The sequence below is a fragment of the Nocardiopsis synnemataformans genome (assembly GCF_965343085.1).
In the GTDB taxonomy this organism is placed as follows: domain Bacteria; phylum Actinomycetota; class Actinomycetes; order Streptosporangiales; family Streptosporangiaceae; genus Nocardiopsis; species Nocardiopsis alborubida.
In genome coordinates, this window is record NZ_CBDRFA010000007.1 from 140,978 (window position 1) to 163,577 (window position 22,600).

The 22,600-nt window shown below is 66.6% G+C and carries 19 protein-coding genes, 1 tRNA gene and 1 pseudogene; 13 read left to right on the plus strand and 8 right to left on the minus strand.

The genetic code is table 11. The annotated features are described in order from the left end of the window. Nucleotides 1-17 precede the first annotated feature (17 nt). Nucleotides 18-689: an HIT family protein gene (locus tag ACSIH6_RS05940; protein ID WP_435107201.1), complete on the plus strand. Its 672-nt coding sequence runs from the start codon at nucleotides 18-20 to the stop codon at nucleotides 687-689. 55 nt (nucleotides 690-744) lie between these two features. Then, entirely contained in the window at nucleotides 745-1,632 is an 888-nt protein-coding gene (locus tag ACSIH6_RS05945; protein WP_435107202.1) for a phosphotransferase enzyme family protein, read from the plus strand. Here the strand turns inward: ACSIH6_RS05945 and ACSIH6_RS05950 are convergent. Further along, entirely contained in the window at nucleotides 1,626-2,948 is a 1,323-nt protein-coding gene (locus ACSIH6_RS05950; protein ID WP_435107203.1) for an NsdA family TPR-like regulatory protein, read from the minus strand. The two genes, ACSIH6_RS05945 and ACSIH6_RS05950, sit on opposite strands and share 7 nt — an antisense overlap. A gap of 291 nt (nucleotides 2,949-3,239) precedes the next feature. On the opposite strand from ACSIH6_RS05950, the gene ACSIH6_RS05955 reads away from it, so the two are divergent. Both ACSIH6_RS05955 and ACSIH6_RS05960 read left to right on the plus strand, forming a co-directional pair. After that, nucleotides 3,240-3,758: an ATP-binding protein gene (locus ACSIH6_RS05955; protein WP_435107204.1), complete on the plus strand. Its 519-nt coding sequence runs from the start codon at nucleotides 3,240-3,242 to the stop codon at nucleotides 3,756-3,758. A 2,693-nt stretch (nucleotides 3,759-6,451) separates the two neighbouring features. Further along, a pseudogene (locus tag ACSIH6_RS05960) lies at nucleotides 6,452-7,930 on the plus strand (tyrosine-type recombinase/integrase). A 168-nt stretch (nucleotides 7,931-8,098) separates the two neighbouring features. Here the strand turns inward: ACSIH6_RS05960 and ACSIH6_RS05965 are convergent. The 4 genes from ACSIH6_RS05965 to ACSIH6_RS05980 form a co-directional block, all read right to left on the minus strand. Beyond that, on the minus strand, nucleotides 8,099-9,997 hold the full coding sequence (locus ACSIH6_RS05965) for an ATP-binding protein (RefSeq protein WP_435107205.1): 1,899 nt from the start codon (nucleotides 9,995-9,997) through the stop codon (nucleotides 8,099-8,101). Continuing rightward, nucleotides 9,994-10,419: a hypothetical protein gene (locus ACSIH6_RS05970; RefSeq protein WP_435107206.1), complete on the minus strand. Its 426-nt coding sequence runs from the start codon at nucleotides 10,417-10,419 to the stop codon at nucleotides 9,994-9,996. The genes ACSIH6_RS05965 and ACSIH6_RS05970 overlap by 4 nt, the downstream gene beginning before the upstream one ends. A gap of 314 nt (nucleotides 10,420-10,733) precedes the next feature. Next, nucleotides 10,734-10,804: transfer RNA gene (locus ACSIH6_RS05975), tRNA-Ser, on the minus strand. Nucleotides 10,805-10,977: 173 nt separating this feature from the next. Continuing rightward, entirely contained in the window at nucleotides 10,978-11,628 is a 651-nt protein-coding gene (locus ACSIH6_RS05980) for a hypothetical protein (protein WP_435107207.1), read from the minus strand. A gap of 126 nt (nucleotides 11,629-11,754) precedes the next feature. Between ACSIH6_RS05980 and ACSIH6_RS05985 the strand changes: the two genes are divergently transcribed. The 5 genes from ACSIH6_RS05985 (at nucleotide 11,755) to ACSIH6_RS06005 (ending at nucleotide 16,851) form a co-directional block, all read left to right on the plus strand. Beyond that, nucleotides 11,755-12,888, plus strand: a complete 1,134-nt coding sequence (locus ACSIH6_RS05985) for a sensor histidine kinase (protein ID WP_435107208.1) — start codon at nucleotides 11,755-11,757, stop codon at nucleotides 12,886-12,888. Continuing rightward, the gene (locus ACSIH6_RS05990) at nucleotides 12,885-13,562 is read left to right on the plus strand and encodes a response regulator (RefSeq protein WP_017566055.1); all 678 of its coding nucleotides are present in this window, start codon (nucleotides 12,885-12,887) and stop codon (nucleotides 13,560-13,562) included. Before ACSIH6_RS05985 ends, ACSIH6_RS05990 begins: the two co-directional genes overlap by 4 nt. Nucleotides 13,563-13,692: 130 nt before the next feature. Next, complete coding sequence (locus ACSIH6_RS05995) at nucleotides 13,693-14,550, plus strand: CPBP family intramembrane glutamic endopeptidase (RefSeq protein WP_435107209.1); 858 nt, start codon at nucleotides 13,693-13,695, stop codon at nucleotides 14,548-14,550. Nucleotides 14,551-14,861: 311 nt separating this feature from the next. Continuing rightward, nucleotides 14,862-15,329 (plus strand): transposase, encoded by a 468-nt coding sequence (locus ACSIH6_RS06000; protein WP_435107210.1) that lies wholly within the window; start codon nucleotides 14,862-14,864, stop codon nucleotides 15,327-15,329. Between the two features lie 394 nt (nucleotides 15,330-15,723). After that, nucleotides 15,724-16,851: an ISAs1 family transposase gene (locus ACSIH6_RS06005; protein WP_435107211.1), complete on the plus strand. Its 1,128-nt coding sequence runs from the start codon at nucleotides 15,724-15,726 to the stop codon at nucleotides 16,849-16,851. A gap of 311 nt (nucleotides 16,852-17,162) precedes the next feature. Here the strand turns inward: ACSIH6_RS06005 and ACSIH6_RS06010 are convergent, their stop codons facing one another. Continuing rightward, nucleotides 17,163-17,753, minus strand: coding sequence for a TetR/AcrR family transcriptional regulator (locus ACSIH6_RS06010; protein ID WP_435107212.1), 591 nt, complete (start codon nucleotides 17,751-17,753; stop codon nucleotides 17,163-17,165). Nucleotides 17,754-17,865: 112 nt separating this feature from the next. Here ACSIH6_RS06010 and ACSIH6_RS06015 point away from each other — a divergent pair, with 112 nt between their 5' ends. Beyond that, nucleotides 17,866-18,378: a PH domain-containing protein gene (locus tag ACSIH6_RS06015; RefSeq protein ID WP_435107213.1), complete on the plus strand. Its 513-nt coding sequence runs from the start codon at nucleotides 17,866-17,868 to the stop codon at nucleotides 18,376-18,378. After that, entirely contained in the window at nucleotides 18,375-20,057 is a 1,683-nt protein-coding gene (locus tag ACSIH6_RS06020; RefSeq protein ID WP_435107214.1) for a PH domain-containing protein, read from the plus strand. The genes ACSIH6_RS06015 and ACSIH6_RS06020 overlap by 4 nt, the downstream gene beginning before the upstream one ends. 191 nt (nucleotides 20,058-20,248) lie before the next feature. On the opposite strand, the gene ACSIH6_RS06025 is transcribed toward ACSIH6_RS06020, so the two are convergent. Then, entirely contained in the window at nucleotides 20,249-20,434 is a 186-nt protein-coding gene (locus ACSIH6_RS06025; RefSeq protein ID WP_435107215.1) for a DUF397 domain-containing protein, read from the minus strand. Then, the gene (locus tag ACSIH6_RS06030) at nucleotides 20,434-21,306 is read right to left on the minus strand and encodes a helix-turn-helix domain-containing protein (protein ID WP_051064393.1); all 873 of its coding nucleotides are present in this window, start codon (nucleotides 21,304-21,306) and stop codon (nucleotides 20,434-20,436) included. The genes ACSIH6_RS06025 and ACSIH6_RS06030 overlap by 1 nt, the downstream gene beginning before the upstream one ends. Before the next feature lie 483 nt (nucleotides 21,307-21,789). On the opposite strand from ACSIH6_RS06030, the gene ACSIH6_RS06035 reads away from it, so the two are divergent. Both ACSIH6_RS06035 and ACSIH6_RS06040 read left to right on the plus strand, forming a co-directional pair. Beyond that, the gene (locus tag ACSIH6_RS06035) at nucleotides 21,790-22,101 is read left to right on the plus strand and encodes an ATP-binding protein (protein WP_435107216.1); all 312 of its coding nucleotides are present in this window, start codon (nucleotides 21,790-21,792) and stop codon (nucleotides 22,099-22,101) included. A 290-nt stretch (nucleotides 22,102-22,391) separates the two neighbouring features. Then, entirely contained in the window at nucleotides 22,392-22,598 is a 207-nt protein-coding gene (locus ACSIH6_RS06040) for a BldC family transcriptional regulator (protein WP_435107229.1), read from the plus strand. Nucleotides 22,599-22,600 lie beyond the last annotated feature (2 nt).

The window sequence follows — 22,600 nt, forward strand, 5'->3', positions numbered from 1 at the left end:
CTGTGAAACGGAGATCCGTGGACGACACCCTGAGCGAGATCTGCACCTTCTGCTGCGAAGTCGAAGGCGGCGACGACTCCAACCTCTTCTACGACCTGGGCCTGGCACGCGCCCGCTCCGACTACGTGGTCCACGAGAGCGACCACTTCGCCGTCATGCCCTGCATCGGCGCCCTAACCGACTGGTACCTGCTCATCGTCTCCAAGCGCCACACCCTGTCCGTGGGCTGGCTCGACGACGCCGAACGCGCCGACCTGCGCGCCCTCATCCCGCAGGTCACCGACCTCGTCCGCAGGCGCAGCGGCCTGGGCAGCCTCGTCTTCGAACACGGCAGCCTCGACTTCCGCGACAAGGGCGGCGCCTGCTACGACCACACCCACATCCACGTCGTGGCCACCGACCGCGCTCCCCAGGCCTTCCTCGACCAGATCCCCGCACCCGTCACCATGCGCCCCTGCCCGGACTGGATCGGTGCCGCCCGCCACCTGGTGGAGGACCGACAGCGCTCCTACCTCGCCCTGGGCACACCCGGACAGGACTGGATCGGCACCGCCACCGGAGCGCCCTCGCAGTTCTTCCGCCGCTGCCTGGCCTCTTGGATGGGCGCCGAGGAAGGCGAATGGGACTGGCTCACCTTCCCCCAGACCGACAGGGTCCACCGCATGAGCAGCCTCCTTGCCGCGGGCTGACACCCAATCCCCGCCCACGAAGGAGGAACCGGCGCCCCGGCGTAGGCTGGGGCGCGTGGTTCACACCGAGGACTTCGTGCGGCGCGCGACCCGCGCCGTCCACACCGCCGCTGACACCCTGGGCCTCACCCCGTCCCAGGAACCCGAGCTGATTCGGGCGGGGGAGCGGGCCGTGTTCCGCCTCGACGGCGGCAGGGTAATCGCCCGCGTCGAGCGCTCCGCCGACCGGACCCCGGAGGCCGCCCGCGAGGTACGCGCCGCACGCTGGCTCGCCGACCAGGGCATACCGGTGAGCCATCCCCTCCCGGGTGAGCAACCCGTCCCGGCCGAGGACACCGTCGTCACCCTCTGGGAAGCGGTGGACGGGGAGTGGACCGTCCCCCGGGAACTGGCCGTGCTCCTGCGCTCCCTGCACCGGCTCGCCCCGCCGCCCGACCTGGGCCTGCCCGACCTCGATCCCTTCGACCGGATCCGCGAGCGCATCGACACCGCGCCCCGGCTCACCGGTCCCCAGCGCGACCAACTGCACCGGGTCCACCACGACCTGGCCCAGCGACTTCCCACGGTGCGTCCCGTCCTGGGGCGACACGTCATCCACGGCGACGCGAACATCGGCAACGTGCTGGCCACCGACCACGGGGTCGTGCTCTTCGACCTGGATGGCATCTGCTGGGGCCCGCCCGAGTGGGACCTGGTCCTGACCGCCCTGTACCGGGACCTGGGCTGGCACACCGACGCCGAGTACGCCGACTTCTGCGACGCCTACGGATTCGACGTCACCGCCTGGGAGGGCTATCCCCTCCACAAGGCGATCCGCGAGCTGCGCATGACCACTTGGCTCGCACAGAAGGGCGGCGAGAGCCCCGAGATCGACGCCGAGATCAACCGGCGCGTCACCGACCTGGGCGATCCCGAGTGCCCCCGGTCCTGGCACCCCTACTGACCGGCGGCCACCACGGCGCGCGCCTGGCGCAGGAACCGCGCCGCTCCGGGCTGGTCCCGGTGGGGGAGTATCTGCTTCGCGAAGTCGCCCAGGTACCCGGCGCACCGCGCCGACGAGGTCGCCCGGACCAGGGGAACCGCCTGCTCGCCGATGTGGCTGGCCTCCTCCACCTCGCCCTGGCCGAGGACGGCCGCGGCCAACACCAGGCGGGTGAACACCCGGCTGCGCGCGTACTCGTCACCGGTGGAGGCGGCCAGGCTCTGCTCGGCCAGGCGGCGGGCGACGTGTGCGTGCCCGAGATCCCGATGGCAGCGCGCGACCTCGTCGGAGTACTCCGAGTGGTCGAAGTACCTGATCCACTCCGGGTCCGTGGCGGGTTCGCGGCTCCCGAACGCCCGCTCGGCCTCGCCCATCGCCCGGAAGCAGTCGCTCCTGTCCTTGCGGGCGGCGTGGGCACGGGCCTCCATCATCAGGAACTGGGAGCGCATCGTCGCCGTGGCACGAGCTCCAGCGCCGGTGAGGGCAGCGCGCGCCAAGTCGCGGGCCTCGGCATGCGCGCCCAGGTAGTTGGCCTGGTGGCTCATCGCGGACAACACGCTCGCCCCCAGCAGCCGGTCCTCGGCGTGTGCGGCCAAGTCCAGGGCCTGGACGAAGTAGCGGCGGGCGGCGCCGTTGCGCTGGGCGTCGTAGGACATCCAGGCGATGGAGAGGACGAACTCGGCCGTGACCGTGAACAACGACCGCCGTACCGCTTCGGCGTGCGACCGCCGCAGGAGGGGGACGACCGTGTCGTTGAGGTAGTGCACCGCCGTGGTCCTGGCGTTCTCGCCACCGAACCGGTTGTCCAGGGCGCCGAACGCCGCGGTCGCGGCGCGAACTGCGGCCACCGGGCCCTCCTCGACCAGAGGGGTCTCCTCGGAGGAGGCCGTGTTCCGTACGAGCCAGGAGAGCACGGCCGGGCTAGTCGCTGAGGTCCCGGTTCCCTCCTCCATACCCGGTGTGTGCTCGACGTCCGCCTGGGCCAGCCGTCGCAGGACCGAGGAGGCCTCCTCACCCGAGTCGTTCAACCCCAGAGCGAGCTCGGCGGGCACCCGCGCCATCTCGGGCGTCGGGATGTCGTGTCCGTGCGTGATCCCGTCGAACGCACGGATTCTGGACTCGGGCTTGCGGATCTCGCGGCTGCCTTTCAGGACTCGGGAGACCATGGCCTGGGACAGGTCGCACATGCGGGCGATGGCGTCCTGCGCCAGGTCGGTGTGCCGCAGCAGCAGCCGGATCAGCGCGTTGGGGTCCCGGTCAGCGACTGCCCGCCGCACCTCGGGGATGCTCCAGAACCGGCTTGGAACGCACGAGCAGTCACCGGGTTTTCGTGCACGACCGCAGTTTCCGCAGAACACGGCATACCTTCCGAATCGCTTCGCCGGAGGGAGAGTGGAGTGGCACCGAATCCTACGGTGACACCAGATCTCGGGGCCATGACCGGCCTGTCATAACCACCATGCCCGCTCCGTCATAGCGATGTCAGGTGTTTCTCCAGACAGTGAGTACATGAGTATCCCAACGCATGGCTCGCTTCCTCCGGGCTGCTGCTTTCCCGCGGAGGGCTGATGCGACGCCTTCCTTCCCCGCGCCCGCCTCGGGACGAAACGGTGTTGCTGCCTCGGCGCATCAGCTTCGATGACCCGAACACCTCAGGACTGCTGTGCGGTTCCGACACCGCTCACCTCTCCCAAGCCCGCCGATGGGCGGCTCAGGCCACCCGGACCACACCGTCCGCCGCGCATCCCTTGGTCGTGTCCCTGGCCGAGCTGCACACGAACGCTCTACGGCACACCGCCTCCGGGCTACTCGGCGGGCAGGTGCGGATCGAGATCGAGCGGCGCCGTCTCCTCTTCGTCCTGCGCGTGATCGACGACGGGCCTCGCCCCGGTGCGGCGGCAACCGTGCCCCAAACGGCTCCTTCTTCCTCACCGGGGGGCGCGGGGCCGACGTTGGCCGAGAGCGGCTACGGCTTGGCCCTGGTCGACGCGATGGCCCTGTACTGGGACTTCTCCGTGGGTCGTAGCGGTGGATTGACCGTTCGTGCGGCCTTCGACCGGTCCGGACGCACGCGTAGCCAGCAGTGACGAATAACCAGCGGACAGGGGCGGGCTGTATTTCGTGGCTGGGGTTGAAGGTGCTCGCCCACCCAAGGGAACATCGACCACCCCAGGCGGGAAAGGAAACCCGTTTCGTGGGCTTAGGGCTTTTTGTGACTCATTGTGTGGGTTTGTGGGTGATAAGCGCAGTTTCGGGGGTGTGCGCTCCCAAGGCCATTGACACTCACCCGCAACGTCACAGGAAGAACCGGCCTCGTTCGCGGGGTCGCTGACAAGAGAAAAGGGGGCCCCGAACCGGTGCTGCGAACACCGGCCCGGGGCGTGATTCCCACCTGACTACAGCAGGAGGAAACCGTGGAGAAGCATAGCGGGCGACACCGCAGGCGCCGTCAGGGTTGGGGCGAACAGGTGCGCTGGGTCCTCGGGGTGGTGCTCGCCGCACTGTTCTGCGGCCCTACCGGCCCAAGTACGCGACCGGTGGCCGAGGTTCGCCCACCGCTGCCCTTGCGGAGTGCGCGAAAGGACCGCGAACCAGCCTCGGTACGGGCTGCGGCCAAGGAGCGTACGGATGTTTCTCGGCCCCGGCCCGGAGAGGAACAGCCGAGGGAAGCTCCGGTGAAGGTGCCACCGCAGCGGACTCCGTATACGGGGCCGCGTGGGTGGTGTGAGGACGATGACGGGGTGCGCGGGGTGCGTCCCTACCTCGCTCGGCACGAGGACCGCGTCGTCCGCACGTATACCAGGGGAGACGTGCAGGCGAACCGAGGTGAGGAAACGGCGGGTGTCCGAGGCCCGGCGGTACCACCGCCTTCCAACCCTGGGGGCGGTCGTAAGGACGAGTTCGCTGAACTGGCTCACCTGGTGCGGCGCTGGCAGGCAATCTCCACCTGAGAGAATCCACGCCGGGGTGGTGCTGACCGTGATCACGGGTCGGCGCCGCCCCGGCCTCACGTGGCGGAAGTCAGAAGAACCTCTCGGGTAGTCGTCAACACCTGCGCCTGTGACCTCGACACCAGAGCCGGGCAGGTGGCCTCGCCCGTACGTCGTGTCAGGGCGTGGGCCGTTGGCGGGCCTGTGACTCCGCCTGTGACGGGGCCTTTCCGGGGGCCTGTGACTCCGCCTGTGCCTCCGCCTGTAGGTGGGCCGCTTTGATCGGCCCACCTCTCGGGCGTTATCAGTGCAGGTGAAAGGCCCTTTGGGTGGGCCGTTGGAAAGCCAGACTTATACCCAGTGGGTAGTCCTCTTCACGTAGGCGGGCGGGCCCGCCCCGGCAAACGGGGGCGGACCCGCCCGCCTACAGGTACTTTGACCTCGGCCCACCCGTGGCTGTCTCCCCCCGCCCGCTGCGCCTCTTCCCGGACGGCCTGGTCTGCTCTCTCTTTCTCTCACCAGAGCAGAGACGTGGGAGTTCTGTCACCTGCCACGTGCGGGCTTCCCCTGGCCGAGAAGTCATGGAAGAAGGGATTTTCTCCTCTCTGATGGCATTCGCGATCTCTTTCTATGAAGACGGTCTGGTGCGATCGAGGTGGACGGAGCGCTCTCGCCTATCGAGTGACAAAGCGCGGGTTCCTGCTCCTGTGAGAAGTGCAGGCGCGCTTTTCCTCCGGCTTCCTTGGAAGTGGGAAGGTGGGGTGTGAACCTCCACTGAACCCGAAGTGAACCCCTGGCCAGCGCATGGGCCACCGACTGGGCCGCCGGGTGGGCCACTTTTAGCTGGCCCACCCCTGCTCGGGATGCTGTGCAGGTCAGCGCCCCTGTGGGTGGGCCAACGGGCGTCCAGACTTATACCCAAGTGGGTAGTTCTCCTCACGTAGGCGGGCGGGGCGCCCTCGCTCACGGGCGAGCGCGCCCGCGCCGCCCGCCTCCACGGGTGCTCTACGCGTGCGGAATCCCTTCTTTCTTCGCCTCTTTTTCAGTGAAAGTCTTTCGGCTTCATTGTGAGAGAAGAATTTAATCCCCTGCTCCTGCGCAGAGACCAAGATCGTCTAGCTCCGTGCGCTGCATAACAGCGCTCTCTTCTCCCTCTGCCCGTGTGTTTTTTGTTGTCCCGAGCCGCGCTTCACGCAACCTCGTCTGCCAGCGGTACGCGGTGACGGAAGCTGAGCCGCGTGAAGTTCTGAGGTCGGGTGTCGCATCTTCATCGGGCGCGTCTTCATAGGGGTTCATCAGGGCGAAGAGGCCCAAGACGACGTCCGAGGAGGGCCATGGCGTGGTGGCGAGGAGAAGCACTGCTCGAAAACGGGATGGTCCGGGACGGGTTCCAGGCCCATGGTGTAGCCCCAGGGTGTGGGTGGGTGGTGTGGGGCTGTCAGCGCCCCGACGTCGGCCCGACCGTGCGGCGGGGCCCCGGGCGTCCTGGGGCGGGGCGGTCGGCGCGGACCGGCCGCGTGGTGGGCTCGGTGGGGCCCGCGTCGTTGACCCCTGGACCAGCCTGCGGCAGGAGGGTGGCAGGAACAGGGCGATGCCGGGCGTATCGGATGGGTGGGCGGGGGTGTGGGCCCATCGGATGACGGTTGTGTCGAATCCGCTTGACCACCTCTACGAGGTCGAGCGTGGATGCGTGGTGCCCCGCCACACGCGGGGCCGTACGCCGTATCCGTTCAGCTCAGAGGTGGGCCGTGTGGGTGTGAGCACTTCGGTCATGGTGGCCGAGGTCGGCTCGCTGCCAGTGGTTGGCGGATGTGGTGTGCGTGGGAAGCGAGACGAAGGTGAGGCCGTGCATGGCCGCGCGTGAGGGGTCCACGTTCAAACGGTGCGGATGCCGCGATGAGAACACCGGCAGGGCACTGGGGGTGAGGTGTCCGCAGCTCAAGCGTAAGACTGGAGGTTGGACTCCGGCTCATGGGGCGTGGGCGTTTCAGTACGAGCTTCCGCTAACCAGTGAGGGTGGGCGCCGCCAGGCCCGACGGGTCGGCCTGGCCTCCCAGGAACAGGCCCGGAAAGGGCTGGAGCACGTCAAGGCGCTCATCGGTCTGGCGGAGAAGGACCCCACGGTCGAGATACAGATCGCTGACCTGATCCAGGCGGCGTTGAAACAACGCCGCCCACTCCCCGACCTGGAAGAGGTACGCAAGCGGGTCGCGATGGCGGTGGACGTGCGCGCCGAACCACCCACCGTTGAGGCGTGGTTGGGGGAGTGGTTGGCGGGCAAGCCCGATCTGGCCGCGGGAACCCGGGCCTCCTACGCCGGGCACATCCGCACCTACCTCGTCCCGCACCTGGGTCGGCTTCGGCTGGACAAGCTCCAGGCCCGCCACGTCGAGACCATGTTCGCGGCCCTCGAGGAGACCAACAGCCACATCCTGGAGTGCCGCGAGTCCGACGACCCCCAGGTACGGGCCTCGGTCAGGGGCCGGAGGGTGATCTCGCTATCCACCAAACACCGCATCCGCGCCACTCTCCGGAGCGCGTTGTCCGAAGCCGTCAGGCGTCCGGATCTGCCGGTGTCGGTGAACATCGCCTCGCACGTACGCCTGCCCTCGTGTCCGAGGAAGCGTCCGCTGGTGTGGACACCCGATCGGGTGCGCCAGTGGGCCAAGGACGGGACCGTGCCGGGAGAGGTCATGGTGTGGACCCCGGAGCAGACCCGCGCCTTCCTGGTGCACGCGAGGAAGTACCCGTGGCTGTATCCGATGTTCCACCTGATCGCGGTCAAAGGCCTGCGCCGAGGAGAAGCAGTCGGCTTGCCTTGGGCTAACACCCGGCTGACGGACGGGCAGATCGACATCCGCGTCCAAGTCGTACAACTCGCGTGGGAGACAATCACCTCCACCCCGAAAAGCGCGGCGGGCCAGCGCACCATCACCCTGGACGCCGACACCATCAAAGTGTTGCGGGCATGGAAGCGGTTCCAGAACGAGGCCCGCCTCAAGGCCGGAGCGGCATGAACGGACAGCGGTCTGGCCTTCACCAAGGAGAACGGTTTGGGGTGGCATCCGGGGCAGGTCAGTGACTGGTTCCTACGCATCGCCAGGGCCGCCGGGTTGCCACCGATCACATTGCACGGGCTCCGCCACGGGGCCGCCTCGCTGGCGCTCGCGGCCGGGACGGATGTGAAGATCGTGTCCAGCGAGCTGGGGCACGCGACCACGCACTTCACCCAGGACACCTACCAGTCGGTGTTCCCGGACGTGGCCAAAGCGGCGGCCGAAGCCACCGCCGCGCTGCTACGCGGTCCGGCTCCGGTGAGGGTCGGGTAGCCGAACCGGCGAGCACACCAGGAGCCACACGGCACCACCGGCCCCAGGCCAGTGCACGGGTTCGCCCTGGCTGGCCTGGGGTTTCCTCGTGTCAAGGGCTGGAAATCGATCGGGTCAAAGGTCTGATGGCATTATGGTTACGCGAAAAAAGCTCTGGTGGCTTTGGGATTATTCAGTGTTTTGAATATGGGAAAGATGTATTCTGCAAATGGCTAGCCAAGAATCGTCTTTCGTTTCTATGTAGAGCTTTTCTGCCCGTTCTAGGGCAGTCATTGCATCCTCTGTTCTGCCTGCATCTGCAAGTGAAAGGCCGAGGCCATGCAAAGTCCATGCCTCGCTGTGGCGATCTCCTAGTTCGAGGCAAAGCGCGAGGGCTAGCTCATGGGATTCAATGGACTCTATAATCCTTTTAAGCTGTCGGTAAGTTAAGCCTAGCCCATGCCTTGCTGCAGCTTCGCTTTGAATGTCTTTATTCAGCTTGCAGTGATCGAGGGCCAGATTATGAGCAGTTATGGCATTCTCAAATTTTCTTGCCTCACGAAATCCAAATCCGATGATGTTCCAAGTTGCGGCTGCTTGGTGCCGTCCACCGGCCCTTGTTTCGACGTATTGAATGATGTCGTGCATGGTGAAGTTTTCAACAAAATGATCTCGCAGGAAAAATGAGAGGACCTCCGGAAGTCGGATGGCAGCTTTCCAATTGTTTACTTCGCGAGATGTCTGCACTACTGCCGCTAGGTTAGCATTCTCGTTTTCTAGCCACGAAAAGGCCTCATCTGGCGTCGAAAAAATGCTCGGATTTTTAGGGCGGTGGCGTATGGTTAAGTTGGCCTCTTCTGCTGTTTTTAAGTAGTAATCTATGATGCGCTCCAAGGCTTCGTCTATGAGACTCTTTAAGTTTTTGTCTGAAGCTTTCTCTGAGGCGATGCTGCTGGCGTAATCTGCTAGCAAATCATGCATGCTCCACTGGTTGGAATCTGTGTTCCGTGTGACCAGATGAAATGTGGAAAGTTCATCCATAAGTTCGGTGACGTAATCATCGGTTTTGTTAGTTAGGGCAGAAATAGCAGGGACTGTGAAGCTATGCCCGGGTGCGGCACCGAGGAGTGTGAACACCCAATTTTGATCTGGGCTTAACTGGCTAATGGAAGTGTCGAATATTGCTTGGATCTGGCGTTCGTCATCGGCGAGGTTTTGTAAGCGAGAGTTGGCATCCATGAGCTTACTGACATGGCTTAGAATGCTGCGGCTCTGATAATTTATGAGTACGGCGCTGGATATTTGCAAGGCGATGGGCAGGTTGCCGCAGGCGCGTGCAATTTGCTTCATTTCCGAAATGTCATTAATTCGTGGGTCCGAGGGATTGGCTCGGGAAAGCAATTTGGTTATCAGTTTTACGGAGTTCGAATCGCTTAGGCATTCTATGCGGATGCAAGGCGCGCCGAGAGTTGTGATCCTATTTCGAGAGGTGACTAGAAGTCGATGTCCCCCATGCCCAGGAATTAGCGCCCTGACTTGGTTTGCGCCTGAAGCGTTGTCTGCCACCACCAAAACTGGTGCGCCTTGCTGTTTTTCGATGTTGTTTAGGTGCATCCTGAAGAGTGTAGTGCACTCGTTTATTTCGCTTGGTATTTCTGGCCTGGGAACTCCAAGGGTGCGTAAAAATGCGGATACTGCTTGTTGTGGAGACATGGGACTCTGGTCGTAGCCGCGCAAGTCGATGAACAGAGCGTAAGAGAACCAGTTTTCTTTCTTTGCTTGATTTCCTATAGCCACTGCCAAGGCTGTCTTTCCCACGCCTCCGGCTCCAGCTATAACTGTAACTGAATTCTCATCTTCGATAGTACTGCTGGCGCCCTGGCTTGTCGGTTTTATTAATCTTGCCAGTTCCTTCAATTCTTCGTTGCGGCCAATGAACCCCGGGGCTACCGCGGTCAAAGAAGGAAAGCCATCTGGTAGTAATTTTGGAGAATAATGGTGATGGTTAATCTCCTGTTTTCCTGTTACGGGACCGTGGAATGTGCTGCCATGGAAGTCGTTGTGGTCGCCGCCGTAAGTAGAGCTCACTGCTTCGGCCCCTGCCCATCTTCTCTGAGTCCGGGATGGGGCTGGTTAACCTGTTTGCCGACTACCGGCCCGTGGAATGTGCTGCCATGGAAGTCGTTGTGATCGCCGCCGTACGAGAATTTCTCCACGTGTACGTCTTGACCCTGGGCCACGGTGGCACCGGAGATATCCCCGCTCTCCGTGTTCGCGGCAGCTTTTTCACTGTTTGAACTTGGAGGTGGTGTGGGGAGGGGCTGAGGGGACATGGCCCGGGCGATGGCGGTGACGATCAGTGCCAGGGCGGTGGTGATGCCCGCTGCCCAGGCGGCGGCTTCCCACCCTGCTCGTGTGGCGGGGCCTCCGCCGAACCACAACCCGGCTCCCAGCGTGGCCAGGACCGCGACGGTCGCCGTGCTTGCCCAGATCCACCTCGTCTTAGTCATGCATCTGATTGTGGCGCGGTAACCCCGGTCTGATTGCGGGTTTCGGCGGAATCGGCCGTATGCGGCCTGTGGGGCTGCGCGGCACACAGGGCCCGGATCGCGTGTGTCGGGGCGGCTGTGGGGCGCTGGCGGGCGGACATGGGCCGCCCCGGCCCGGGCCCGCAAGGTCACAGGACGGCAAAATGCTCCGCGAGGTGGGTGCCCACCTGTACTGGACCTTGCACTGCGGAGCACACGGGGAGCATTTCAGGCCCGGATCCAGACCCGACGCCTCGTCTGTTCGACTCGCACACCCCATCTGACCTGGGGTTTTGTGGCGCACCCGGCAGGATTCGAACCTGCGACCATCGGATTAGAAGTCCGATTCTTTCGTGCCTCTACGTGCCACAGAGTGACGTTTCGTCCCTATCCATCCGATCGTCACCATCGTTTCGTGTCAAGAGGTGTCACCCGGTGCCGTCCCAGTCCGGAACTGCAGAGCACAAACGGAGCACACACGGCCTGTCGGCGGCGTCCGATGGCACCTCGCGAGGTTCTCGGAGCGACCGCTCGTTTGCTTCAGGGCGCGCGCCTGGAGCGTTCGGTTCGGGTCTGTCCCAGGCGCGGGACCCAGCCCTCGGGGCGTCCGTTCCCGGCGGGCTTGGCCTCGGCCGTGGAGCCCTTGAGTAGGCCGGTCGCCCGGGCTACAGCCAGAGCGGGGGCCACGTCGAACTCGTCCCTTTGACGCCTCGCGTACCGCGAGTCCTGGCGGGCGGCGAAGGTCAGGGCCGCGTCCAGGGCCTCGCGCCACTCCTCCTCGGTTCCGGTGCCGCTCTCGGCCAGTTCCAGGACGCGGTGCACGAGGGAGAACCCCTCGTTCCACTCGTCCGTGGAAGTACGCAGGTCGAGAAAGTTCAGGACCTTCTCGACTGCCTTCTCGACAGTGGACAGGTGGGGCAACAGCAGATTCAGACCGTCGTTCTCGATGAGGTCGGGGTAGTCGATGCGGTCCCAGACAGCCCCATCCCACCAGTAGGCGAAGCCCTGCTCGCGATCGTTCTCCAACGCGGTGAACCAGGTCCAGGGCAGCCAGTCGGGACCCGCGTAGGGGTCATAACCCTCGACGTCCATGTGATCGTCGCACTCGTGGTCGGCACCGACGAGCACCCCGCGTCCGCCCTCGATCCGAGCGAGCCGCCACTCGTTGCCGCCCCCGTCGTCGTGGTGCACGACCGCGTCGGCGTAGCTGTGCTGGTTCTCGCTGCCGCCCGCCTCCAGGACGGCCAGCGCGGCGGCGCGGGATAGTCTGCTCGGGTGTTCGAGACAACAGCGTGGGCGGAGCGCATGCTCCGCCCCATGCGAAGAGCGGGAGCCACCGACGCCCTGCTCCCCGCGGCCCTCGTGGCCCTTTCCTTCGTCCCAGGAATCGCTCAGCAGGGAGTCGACCTCGCGGAGCTGCCGGACGACCGGCCCTTGGACGGCCTGGGCCTGGTCCTCGTCGGTGCCCAGGCTGCGCCTCTCGCCCTGCGGCGTCGGTTCCCCGTCACCTGCCTGACCGTGGTCGCCGCCGCGTTCACGGCATTCCAACTGCTGCGCTACCCCAACGTTTTCGCCTCCCTTGCACTGATCGTGGCCCTGTACACCGTCGGTACACACCCGCCGCGCCGTCCCGCGCCGGTGGTCGCGGGGGCGATCACCACCTACGCGCTCGTCTGCTACTCCCTGCACCTCGCGGGCTCCCGTGCCACCGTGGCCGACTATTTCTCCTTCGGCCTCGTCCTGGTCGCGTTCTGCGCCCTTGGCGGGTGGGTGCGCGCCCGCGCCCTGGACGCCGAGGAGCGCCGCCGCCGCGCGGAGGCGGACGCCGCTGCCGCCGAACGCGCCCGTCTCGCCCGCGACCTGCACGACGTCGTCACCCACCACGTCACCTCGATGGTGGTGCAGGCTGACACGGCGGGTTATCTGCTGGAGCGGTCCGGCCGAGTGGGAACCACCCTGACCAGTATCGGGGAGACCGGTCGGCGCGCCTTGGACGACCTCAGACACCTGCTCGGCGTCCTGGACGGACGCGAGGACCGAACCGGTCCCTCGCTCAGCGAACTCGCCAGCCTCATCGAGCGCTCCCGCAACGCTGGGCAGAGCGTGGAACTGGTCGAGGACGGCGAGCCCCGACTGATGCGCCCCCAGGAGGAGGAAGCCCTGTACCGCGTCGTGCAGGAGTCCGTCACGAACGCGCTCAAGCACGCGCCCGGCGGACACGTCGTCGTCCGCATCGACCACGGGGACGAGGTGGTCGGCGCCCGAATCACCACCGGGAACGGCACCTCCACGGCCGAGGGGGCCGGCTCGCCCCGGCTCCGACCGGGTGCCGGGCGCGGCCTGACGGGCCTGCGGGAGAGGGTCGGCGCCCTCGGCGGGGAGCTGCGCGCAGGTCCCTCCGATGACGGGGGCTTCACCGTGTACGCCGGCATCCCCAGGGGGAAGACGTGAACGGTTCGCACATACGCGTCGTGGTCTGCGAGGACGACGATCTGGTGCGCGCCGGGTACGCCGCGGTGCTCGACGCCCAACCGGACATGGTCGTGGTGGGGCAGGCCCGCGATGGGGCCGAGGCGATGAGCGTCATCCGGGACCTACGCCCCGACGTCGCGGTGATGGACATCCACATGCCCCACATGAGTGGTATCGAGGTGACCACCGCTCTGGCGGAGCCGCCGGACCCCCACCCGGTACGGGTTCTGATGGTGACGACCTTCAACCTGGACGAATACGTCTACGAGGCGCTGCGGGCCGGCGCGAGCGGGTTCCTTCTGAAGGGCGCCCCGTTGCCCGAGCTGATCGCGGGCGTGCGCACGGTCGCCAAGGGCGAGGCCCTACTGGCACCCTCGGTGACCCGGCGGCTCATCGGCGAATACGCCCTGCGGATCCGTCCCGCCGACCCCGCCCCTCCCGTGGTGCGCCACGAGCCGCTCACCGAGCGCGAGCACGAGGTGCTGCTCCTCATGGCGGAGGGGCTGTCCAACGGGGAGATCGCCGAGCGGATGACGATCGCGCATGAGACCGTCAAGACCCACGTGTCGCGGATCCTCACCAAACTTCGACTCCGCGACCGGGTCCAGGCCGTCGTGTTCGCCTACCGCTCGGGACTGGTGCGGCAGGGCTGAGGGCCGAATCCCCCTGGAGAGCTACCGAAGCGCGCTCGCGCGGGTGATGTGGCCGGCGGGTCCCCTTCCCTAGCCTTGGGGGCAGGTCAGAGCGCCCCCGCGCCCCCACGTTTTTGGAAGTGATCCCGACATGTCCCATGACATCGCACCCGTGTCCACCCCTCGCAGGACCCTGCGAAGGGCCTCGCGCCTGGTACTCGTCCTGCTCCTCGTCGGCGCCCTGGCCGCGCTCCTCCCGACCGTGACGGGCGCGGTGGGCACGTCGGTGTGGGCTCTGCCCCTCGGCGTCGCGATGTCGGTCTTCGGTCTGTGGGCCTACCGGATCGTGATCCGCCGGGTCGACAGGAGGGAGCCGCTCGAACTCTCCCGAGAGGGGGCGGCCGGGATCGGGTGGGGGACAGCGGCCGGGATCGGCCTGTTCACCGCGACCATCGCGGCCATCGCCGTCTTCGGGGGCTACCGGATCCTCGGCTGGGGGTCGTTCGAGGCCTTTCTCGCCGTATTCGGACTGATGTGCGCGGTCGGTGTCGCGGAGGAGCTGCTGTTCCGCGGAGTGATCTTCCGCTTCCTGGAGGAGACCACCGGGACCTGGGGCGCGCTCGCCGTCAGCTCCGTGCTCTTCGGCGGAGCGCACATGATGAACCCGAACGCGACACTGTGGGGCGGGTTGGCCATCGCTCTGGAGGCCGGTCTCATGCTCGGCGCCGCCTACGTGGCCACGCGCAGCCTGTGGCTGCCGATCGGCATTCACATCGGCTGGAACGCGGCGCAGGCCGGGATTTTCGGCACCGCCGTCTCCGGCAGTGAGGGCGCGTTCGCTGGGCTGTTGCTCGGGGAGACGAGGGGGCTCACCATGATCGGTGGGGGTGCCTTCGGCCCCGAGGGCAGTATCTTGGCGGTGCTGTTCTGCGGCGCGGTCACGGTGTATCTGCTGCGCGTGGCCCACCGCAGGGGCCACATCGTTCCCCGGGCCGCCCGTCGGGCCTGAGCAGGGTGCCGGTCGGGGCGCACGATGGTCTGGCACGCCGGATGCCGCCGCCCGCACAGCCGCTACCAGCTGACTGTTCCTGGCCTTCGCCGATATCGCTTGTACAGTGGTCCGCTACCGCGAACTCACCGCATGAAATGAGCTCTTGGTCGATACGGTTCTGGCGCCGCCAGGTGTAGATCGTCTCGGCGGGAGGTATTGAGGTCCTGAGCGTGTAGCGCCCAACCCCATGGGAACCCGCTGAGGGGCTTGTCCCTGGATCCTGGACACGCTGAACCCGGCACGAGCCGGGAGGAAGCGAGAATCAGGACATGGCCCGTAAGAACTACTCCGAGGACTTCCGCCGACAGGCGATCGACCTCTACCTGAACACCCCGGGCGCGACCTTCAAAGCGATCGCAGCCGATCTGGGCATCGCCCGCGGCACCCTGCAGAACTGGGTCTACGCCCAGCACCCCGAAGGACGCCCCTCCCCAGAACCCACCGCATCCACCACCGCACCGGCCAAGGGCGAGAGTGCTGCGGCCAAGACCGCCCGTCTGGAGGCCGCCCTGGCCAACGAACAGGCCGAACGCCGCAAGCTGGAGACCGAGTTGATTGACCGGACGGCCTTCGCGACTCGGGCGGAAGCCCAACGGGAGGTGTTCTCCTACGTTGAAGGGTTCTACAACCCCTGGCTACGGCACTCGGCCAACGGCCAGCTCAGCCCAGCTGAGTATGAGCGTCGCCACACCCAGCAGGCCCGAAGTGGCCCTACGGATCTGACTGAAGCCGCGTAAAACCCCAGCTCACAGGTGTCTACTGAACTGAAGCAACTTCAGAACTCAACAGCCGACCACGCAAGACGCTCGGCTGGGAAACCCCAGCCGAGCGCCTCACTAAGCTACTCCAAACGAGCAACTGACCTTCTGTGTTGCAACGACCTCTAAAATCCGCCGTGTTCCGGGGGCCGACGTGATGCAGGAGGGTCAGCGGCCTTGAGTCTTCACCTGGCGGAGGAAGGTGCTCCACTCCAGGGCTTTTTCAAGTTCCGTTGTCGCGGAGATGATCCGGTTCGGGATGGTTTCGACCGGATACACAAGCAGGCACGGGCTTCGTGATCATGGAGGTGTCTAAGCCAGCTGATCTCGAAGGTCTCCCGTGCCTACTCTTCCATCATCCCCGATCCCCGCCGTGCTCGCGAAACTGGGCCCGCTCGATACCGATGCCATCACCGATCTGCGCTCCTACCTGGACACGGTCCCCGACCCCCGCTCCCCACGCGGACGCTGGTACTGCCTGACCAGCATCCTGCTCATCTGCGCCTGCGCTGTGATCTGTGGAGCCAAGGGCATCGACGAGCTCGCCGAATGGGGACAACGCGCCCCAGCCGACCTCTTGGAAACGATCGGCGTGCGCCCCCACCCGCTCAGGTGGCGACGCACCCCTTCCACACCCACCCTCGACCGCGTCCTGGCTCGCATCGACGGCGACGCGCTGGATGAGGCCATCGGCGCCTACCTGGCCGACCGACACCAGGCGGCCACCACCAACGACACCTGCCCACCGTCCAGGCGGGAAGCGATCGCCGTCGACAGCAAGGCATTGAAGGGCTCGGCCCGCCTCGCCCAGGCACGCCGCCACCTGCTCTCGGCCGTCACACACCAGGCTCCGGTCACCCTGGCCCAAGCCGAAATCGGGTCCAAGACCAATGAGACCCGGCACTTTCGCCCGCTCCTGGAGGGCCTCGACCTGACCTGCCGGGTGGTCACCTTCGACGCCCTGCACACCGTCAAAGCCCACCTGGCCTGGCTGGTGGAGGCCAAGAAGGCTCATTACATCGCGGTGATCAAGACCAACCAGCCCACCGCCCACCTCCAGATCTCACAGCTGCCCTGGAAGGACGTGGCCATCGCTCACAGCGCTTCTGACCAAGGGCACGGGCGCCGCGAGTCCCGCTCGATCAAGACCCTGGCCGCCGCCGACAGTCTCGGCGGTATCGCCTTGCCTCACGCCAAGCTCGCGATCAGGGTGCACCGCCGCCTCCATCGTCGTGGTGCACGACCGCGTCGGCGTAACTGTGTTGGTTCTCGCTGCCGCCTGCCTCCAGAGCGGCCAGTGCGGCGGCCCGGGCCCAGAGGACACCGAAGGGAGGTAGATCCTCGGGACGCCCAGGGACGTGGAACTCCATGCTCGGTCCCTTCCGGTAGGGGAGATCAGTCGTGGAGTGAAGCTACACCGCAACTCCGACAGCCCAAGCAGAGTCTCTGTGCGGGCCAGGAACTTGGCAGGCATCCGCAACGACTCGCGACGCCTCCTTGAGGCCATCTGGTCCCAGACGTCCGTGAACCCGACTCCGACAAACGCTGGACACACCACCTGGTATCCGGCCGCCTGGAACGCCCAGGCGAGGTGGACATGCAGGTGAAGGTGCTGGTGGGGGTGCGGCACAGACCGGGGAGCCGCGAAGAGGACACGCATCCGACACCACTCCCTTTTTTGGGACATCGGTATGTGAGCCGACCGCTGGGGAAGCCGGGGTTGTTCGTCCTGCCAGAGTCGGGACGCGGGCTCGCAGCACGCTCGAACTCCGATGTAGTCCCTGGGGAGGGGTGACAGTGGAGCCGCGGGGATCAGTCGCCGCGAACGACGCCCCCTTCAAAGGTGCGGATGACGGTGGCGGCGACCCCGTGCCGGGGCAGCTTGCCGTTGCGGGCCTCCTCGCAGCCGGCGAAGACGAGTGACCACAGAGCGTTCTCGATCCATTCGGCGTCAAGGTCCCGGGTGAGCGTCCCCTCTTCCTGGCCGCGTCGGATCAGTCGGATGATGGCGTCGTCGCTGCCGTCCGTGGAGCCCTTCTCCTGGTCGTCGCCGTCCTCCTCGGAGCGGTAACCGTAGAAGAGGAAGAGAATGCGGTCGCCCGCGTTGACCAGACCGGTGATCAGCTGCCGGAGCGCCTCGTCCGCGCGGCCCTGGCCGACCGCGGAGCCCGCGACCACCTCCGTGATGGCCTGCTGGGAGTGCTCCAGCACCGCCCGGTACAACTCGGGGCGGTCCTTGAAGTAGCGGTGCAGGGTGGAGCGGCCGACGTCGGCCGCCTTGGCGATCTCGACCAGCGGTGCGGCGGGGTCGCGAACCAGGACCGACACGGCGGCGTCGAGGATGGCGCGGCGGGTGCGTGCGCGCGGGCCGCTCTCCGCGGGTGTGGCGATGGTCTTCGTCATGGGCAGATGTTCTCCATAGTGGGTCAGTTAATTCTCTTTTGGGGACACTGATGTCCCATTCGGATGCTACGGTGATTCTATCGGCGGACTCTTGAAAGCTGGAGTGTGCAGTATGACAACGCGGATCGTCGAGGGAGGCGCGGTCTGGTTCCGTGTCCCCAGGTATCGGGTCGAACCGAGGGCCCGCTGGTGGTGGATGGCCCGTGCGGCGCTGGGGACCTTGACCCTCCTGGGTGTGGCGGGGGTGCTCTACCTCTGGTTCGGCGGTCTGCGCCCGTGGCTGGGGCCGCCCCTGGTGATCGGCCTGGTCGTCTCGGTGCTCTACGTCGCGATCATGCCGTTCTGGCGGTACGTCGTCCACCGCTGGGAGCCCACGGACGAGGCCGTGTACGCACGGACTGGCTGGTACGTGCGCGAATGGCGGGTGGCGCCGATCTCGCGCATCCAGACGGTCGACACCAGCCAGGGCCCGATCGAGCAGATGATGGGGCTGTCGACCCTGGCCGTCACCACGGCGTCCGCGCACGGCGCCATCTACATCAGCGGGCTCGACCAGGCCACGGCCGCTGAGGCGGCCCAGCGTCTGACTCAGATCACCCAGCTCACGCCGGGAGACCAGACATGACCCCCGAGCAGAAGTCGCCCGAACTCGGCGGTCGGGAGTCCGGTACGGTCGCGGACGAGTCTGGGCCCGGGCCCGTGGACACCGGGATCGGTTCCGTGCAGGGGGCGGTAGACCCGGAACCCGGGACGGAGACGGGAATCGTCGAGAGCGATGTCCCCGTCACCGGGGCCGACGAGGTGCCGTGGGAGAGACTCGACGCCAGGATGATCCTGGTCGACTTCGTCAAGTTGGCCCTGGCCCTGGCCCCCGCCGGGTTGGCCCTGTGGGTCTTCGATGTCGAGCCGACACTGGCCACCACCTGGCCGCTGGCGCTGATCGCGCTGTTCGGCCTCTACAGCTTGGCCAACGGAATCCTTCGCTGGATCAAGACGCGCTACCGCCTGACCCCAACCCACGTGGAACGATGCACCGGGCTGTTCGTCCGCCAGTACCGCTCCATCCAGCGCGACCGCATCCGCAGCGTGGAGTCCGAGGCCCTGCTCAGGCACCGGCTGGCCGGGCTGCGCATGGTCGACATCGGTGCCGGGCAGCAGAACACCAGCGGTGAGTCCGCCCTGATCCTTGACGCGGTCTCACACCGGGTCGCGGAGAGCCTGCGTGAGCAGTTGCTGGAGGACCCGGCGGTCTCCGAAGACGGTTCCGAGGACGAGCACGAACAGGTGATCCAGGACGTCCGGTATCACTGGGTCTTCTACAACATCCTCAACGGCTACGCCTACGTGGTGGCCATCGGCCTGCTGTGGGGCGGGTACTGGCTGCTCATCGGCTTCGGGGTTGATCCCCTCCCTCTGGTCAAGCGGGTCGTGGACTGGGAGGTCATCGGCTGGGCGTGGACCTTGGTCATCGCGCTCCTGGCGGCCGGGGTGCTCGGCGTGCTCTACCTCGTCTGGGGATTCTTCAACGAGTACTGGCGTTTCCGGCTCTCCCGGGTGCGGGGCCGCGACGGGACCCTGCTGCGCACCACACAAGGGTTGCTGCGCACCAAGGAGGTCGACCGTGAGGACCACCGGATGCGCGGAGTGCAGATCTCTGAGCCGCTGCTCTGGCGGTGGATGCGCATCGCCGACACCGACGTCCTGACCACGGGCCTGTCGATTTGGAGCATGGCGCCCACGATCCTCCCCCGAGGACCGGTCTCCGTCGCTCGGCGAGTGGCCGCGGATGTGCTCCAGGAACCGAGCCCGCTCGAAGCGGAGCTGCGGTGCCACCCGTGGTCCGCGCTGCGCCGCCGACTCCTCTGGGCCACCCTGGTCACGGTGGGGCTGGTCCTCACCACCGAATGGGTGCTGACCACCGCCGAGGCGGCCTTCTCCTGGCCTTGGTGGGTGACCGCGGCCGCCGTATGGCCCGTGGCGATGTTCCTCGGGGGCGTGGGCTATCTGCATCTGGGACACGCCCTGGTCGGCCGGTACCTGGTGGTGCGCGGTCGGGTCACCCAACGCGACACGGCGGCGCTCCAGACGCGCGCGGTCAGCGGTGTGACCGTCCGGCAGTCACTGCTCCAACAGAGGCTAGGCCTGGCCAGCGTCTCCTTCACCACCGCCGCGGGTACGGGCCGGTACGGCACCGCCGACCTGTCGACCGTCGACGCGGGCGCGTTCGTCCGCGGCGCCGCGCCCGACCTGTGCACGCCGTTCCTGGAGGGCGGATCTGCCGGAAAGGACACCGGACTGGTGTAGAACCGGTGCGTCCACGTGGAATCGAGCCAACCGCGAAACCGGGCCCGCACGCTCGTGTCGTGTGCCGGATGTGATGGAGGCTGTGGCATGTGCCGGGATCGCCTCCCGTCACCTGTCCTGGAATGCTCGGGCAGCGAGCTGGATACACGCCGGCCCCCGGGTGTTCCGGGGGCCGGCGCGGTGCAGGAGGGTCAGCGGTCTTGAACCTTCACCTGGCGGAGGAAGGTGTTCCACTCGGGAGAGGGGAAGGCCAGCTGCGCGTCGTCGGGGCGCTGGGAGTCGCGGACGGCGGAACCGGTCGGCAGCTCCGCCACCTCGACGCAGTTCTGCGCTCCTCCTCCGCTGTAGGAGGACTTGCGCCACGACAGGTTGTGCATCAGTGTCCACTCTCTAACGCCGCCAGGACACCCTGGAGGAACTCGCGTGACTGAGCCGGGGTGGACGCCGCGTTGTGCACCGCGTGCCACATGGCGTTGTACCGGGCCAGCTCAGGATCGGTCTCTACGAACAGACTATCCGTAGGAGTTTCGGCGAATCCGATCGAAGGGTCCAGAGGCTCCGGGAAGTCCATGATGACGAAGCTGCCGATCGTCGCGGCGTGCAGGCCGGCGCTGAACGGCAGGACGTGGATGTGGATGTTCGGCCGGGTCGACACCTCCACCAGGTGCTCCAGCTGCTCCCGCATGATGTCGAGGTCCTGGGGCTGGCGGCGCAGGGCGGCCTCGTCGACCACCGCGTAGTACTCCGGTGGATAGAACCGGGTCAGGATCTGCTGCCGCTCCATCCGAGCGTCCACGTGCCGCTTGATCTCGGCGTCGTCCAAGGCCGCGGTTCCCCGGGCGAGCGCGTCCGCGTAGCGCGGAGTCTGCAACAGCCCGGGCACGACCTGGCATTCGTAGGTGCGGATTACCGAGGCTTCCGTTTCGAAATCCGGAAGCGCGTGCGTGCCGAACACGTCGCGGTACCGCGACCACCATCCCCGCTCTCCCGCCTCACGCGCCAAGGAGTGCATGGCTTCGCGGGTGCCCGTGTCGGTGATCTCGTACAGGTCCAGCAGGGCGTCCAGGTCGGTGGCCTTGACGGTCTTCAGGTCGCTGGTCTCGATCCGGCCCAGGCGGCTCTTCGGGATGCGGGTGCTCTGCGCGGCCTGCTCCAACGTCAGCTTGTGCTGGGCGCGTAGGCGGCGCAGCTCGGCGGACAACCGCCGTCGACGCACGCTGGGACTGTGGGTGCGCGGTATCCGTCTCATGACACTGATCCTAACCTTCCCAGTGGGATCATGGATTCCCCTTGACATTTGGGAATCCCTAGTCATGCTTGAAGGGTCAAGGTGGACCGAGCTTCCCAGCTCATACCCGATACCGCTGCGCACGCGTGCCATACGTGTGGCCAGAGGGCCGTGGAGCATCGAGAGAAGGCGAGGCTCGCGGGCCACCTCAGACGAGAAAGTCCCGGCGACTGTTACAGCAGCCCCGGGACACGGCCTCACCCATGCGTTCTCGACACTCCAGGTGACAACATGCAGGAGAGTACCCAGCTCGGGATAAGCCGGGGTAACGCCCCCGGCCCTTCCGACGCCTTGCCGCGGCTGCCTCGCCGCATTCGCTGCGCCGACCCGAACACGTGGATCGCCGAGTTCGGACACGAACCGCATCACATCCGCACGGCCGCCCGCTGGCTGTTTCCACGCTGTAGCTCGCCCGCGAGCCAGCGCAAACGGCTGCTCGAGGCTGTGACGATCCTCCACCGCAACGCCTTGGCGCACACCGCCTCTGGCCTGCCGGGCGGGACCGTGCGGATCAGGCTGGAGAAACAGCCCTTCTCCTTCAAACTGGCGGTGACCGACGACGGGCCCCGTCCGGGAGCACCGTTGACCTTCCCGGTTCCCATCGAGGCCCCTTCCGCCGAAGGGTGCCCCGAACGGCAGGGGAGCGGGCTACGACGCCTGGCCGAACTCGCCCTGTACTGGGAATGGGACGGCTGCGCCGGAGGACCCGTCACCGTGTGGGGGATCTTCGACCGCCACCTCCCGCCCACGCGATAACAGCAGCGCCGCGGCCTGGGACGTCCGCCACGGCCCCGAGCACGACGAAACCGCCCGCGCCCTTCAGCGCGGGCGGACCACCGCCCGGCCACCGTGCCGACGAGCCCTCTACGCCCGCTTCCACGGCCCCGAGCACGCGTGCCCGCTGATCGCACTCACTCCCGGCGGTAACGCCACACACCCTGTCCGGCGTCTTCGAGGCTCTTCCCGAGGAACACGAGGACCAGCCGCACAGGCCGTACCCCCGTGAGCCTCACAACCTTCAGAGAGGAACCTGTTGCCTCTGTCCTCTGGACCGACGGACACCCGCTCTCCGAACCCTCCGCGTACTCACGCCAGGAGAGGTCGCCCAGACCTTCCGCGTGGACGCCAGGACCGTCTCCCGGTGGGCCAAGGAAGGCCGGATCACCAGCTTCCGAACCCCCGGTGGCCATCGCCGCTTCCTCAAGCACGAGGTGGACGCACTGCTGGCCGCGAGCACCTTCCTCACCCGCTGACC

What these genes read in the sequence shown, in the direction of transcription:
- ACSIH6_RS05955 (WP_435107204.1), top strand. Translation starts at nt 3,240, where the DNA reads ATGCGACGCCTTCCTTCCCCGCGCCCGCCTCGGGACGAAACGGTGTTG.
- ACSIH6_RS05970 (WP_435107206.1), bottom strand. Translation starts at nt 10,419, where the DNA reads ATGACTAAGACGAGGTGGATCTGGGCAAGCACGGCGACCGTCGCGGTC.
- ACSIH6_RS05985 (WP_435107208.1), top strand. Translation starts at nt 11,755, where the DNA reads ATGCGAAGAGCGGGAGCCACCGACGCCCTGCTCCCCGCGGCCCTCGTG.
- ACSIH6_RS05995 (WP_435107209.1), top strand. Translation starts at nt 13,693, where the DNA reads ATGTCCCATGACATCGCACCCGTGTCCACCCCTCGCAGGACCCTGCGA.
- ACSIH6_RS06000 (WP_435107210.1), top strand. Translation starts at nt 14,862, where the DNA reads ATGGCCCGTAAGAACTACTCCGAGGACTTCCGCCGACAGGCGATCGAC.
- ACSIH6_RS06010 (WP_435107212.1), bottom strand. Translation starts at nt 17,753, where the DNA reads ATGACGAAGACCATCGCCACACCCGCGGAGAGCGGCCCGCGCGCACGC.
- ACSIH6_RS06015 (WP_435107213.1), top strand. Translation starts at nt 17,866, where the DNA reads ATGACAACGCGGATCGTCGAGGGAGGCGCGGTCTGGTTCCGTGTCCCC.
- ACSIH6_RS06020 (WP_435107214.1), top strand. Translation starts at nt 18,375, where the DNA reads ATGACCCCCGAGCAGAAGTCGCCCGAACTCGGCGGTCGGGAGTCCGGT.
- ACSIH6_RS06025 (WP_435107215.1), bottom strand. Translation starts at nt 20,434, where the DNA reads ATGCACAACCTGTCGTGGCGCAAGTCCTCCTACAGCGGAGGAGGAGCG.
- ACSIH6_RS06030 (WP_051064393.1), bottom strand. Translation starts at nt 21,306, where the DNA reads ATGAGACGGATACCGCGCACCCACAGTCCCAGCGTGCGTCGACGGCGG.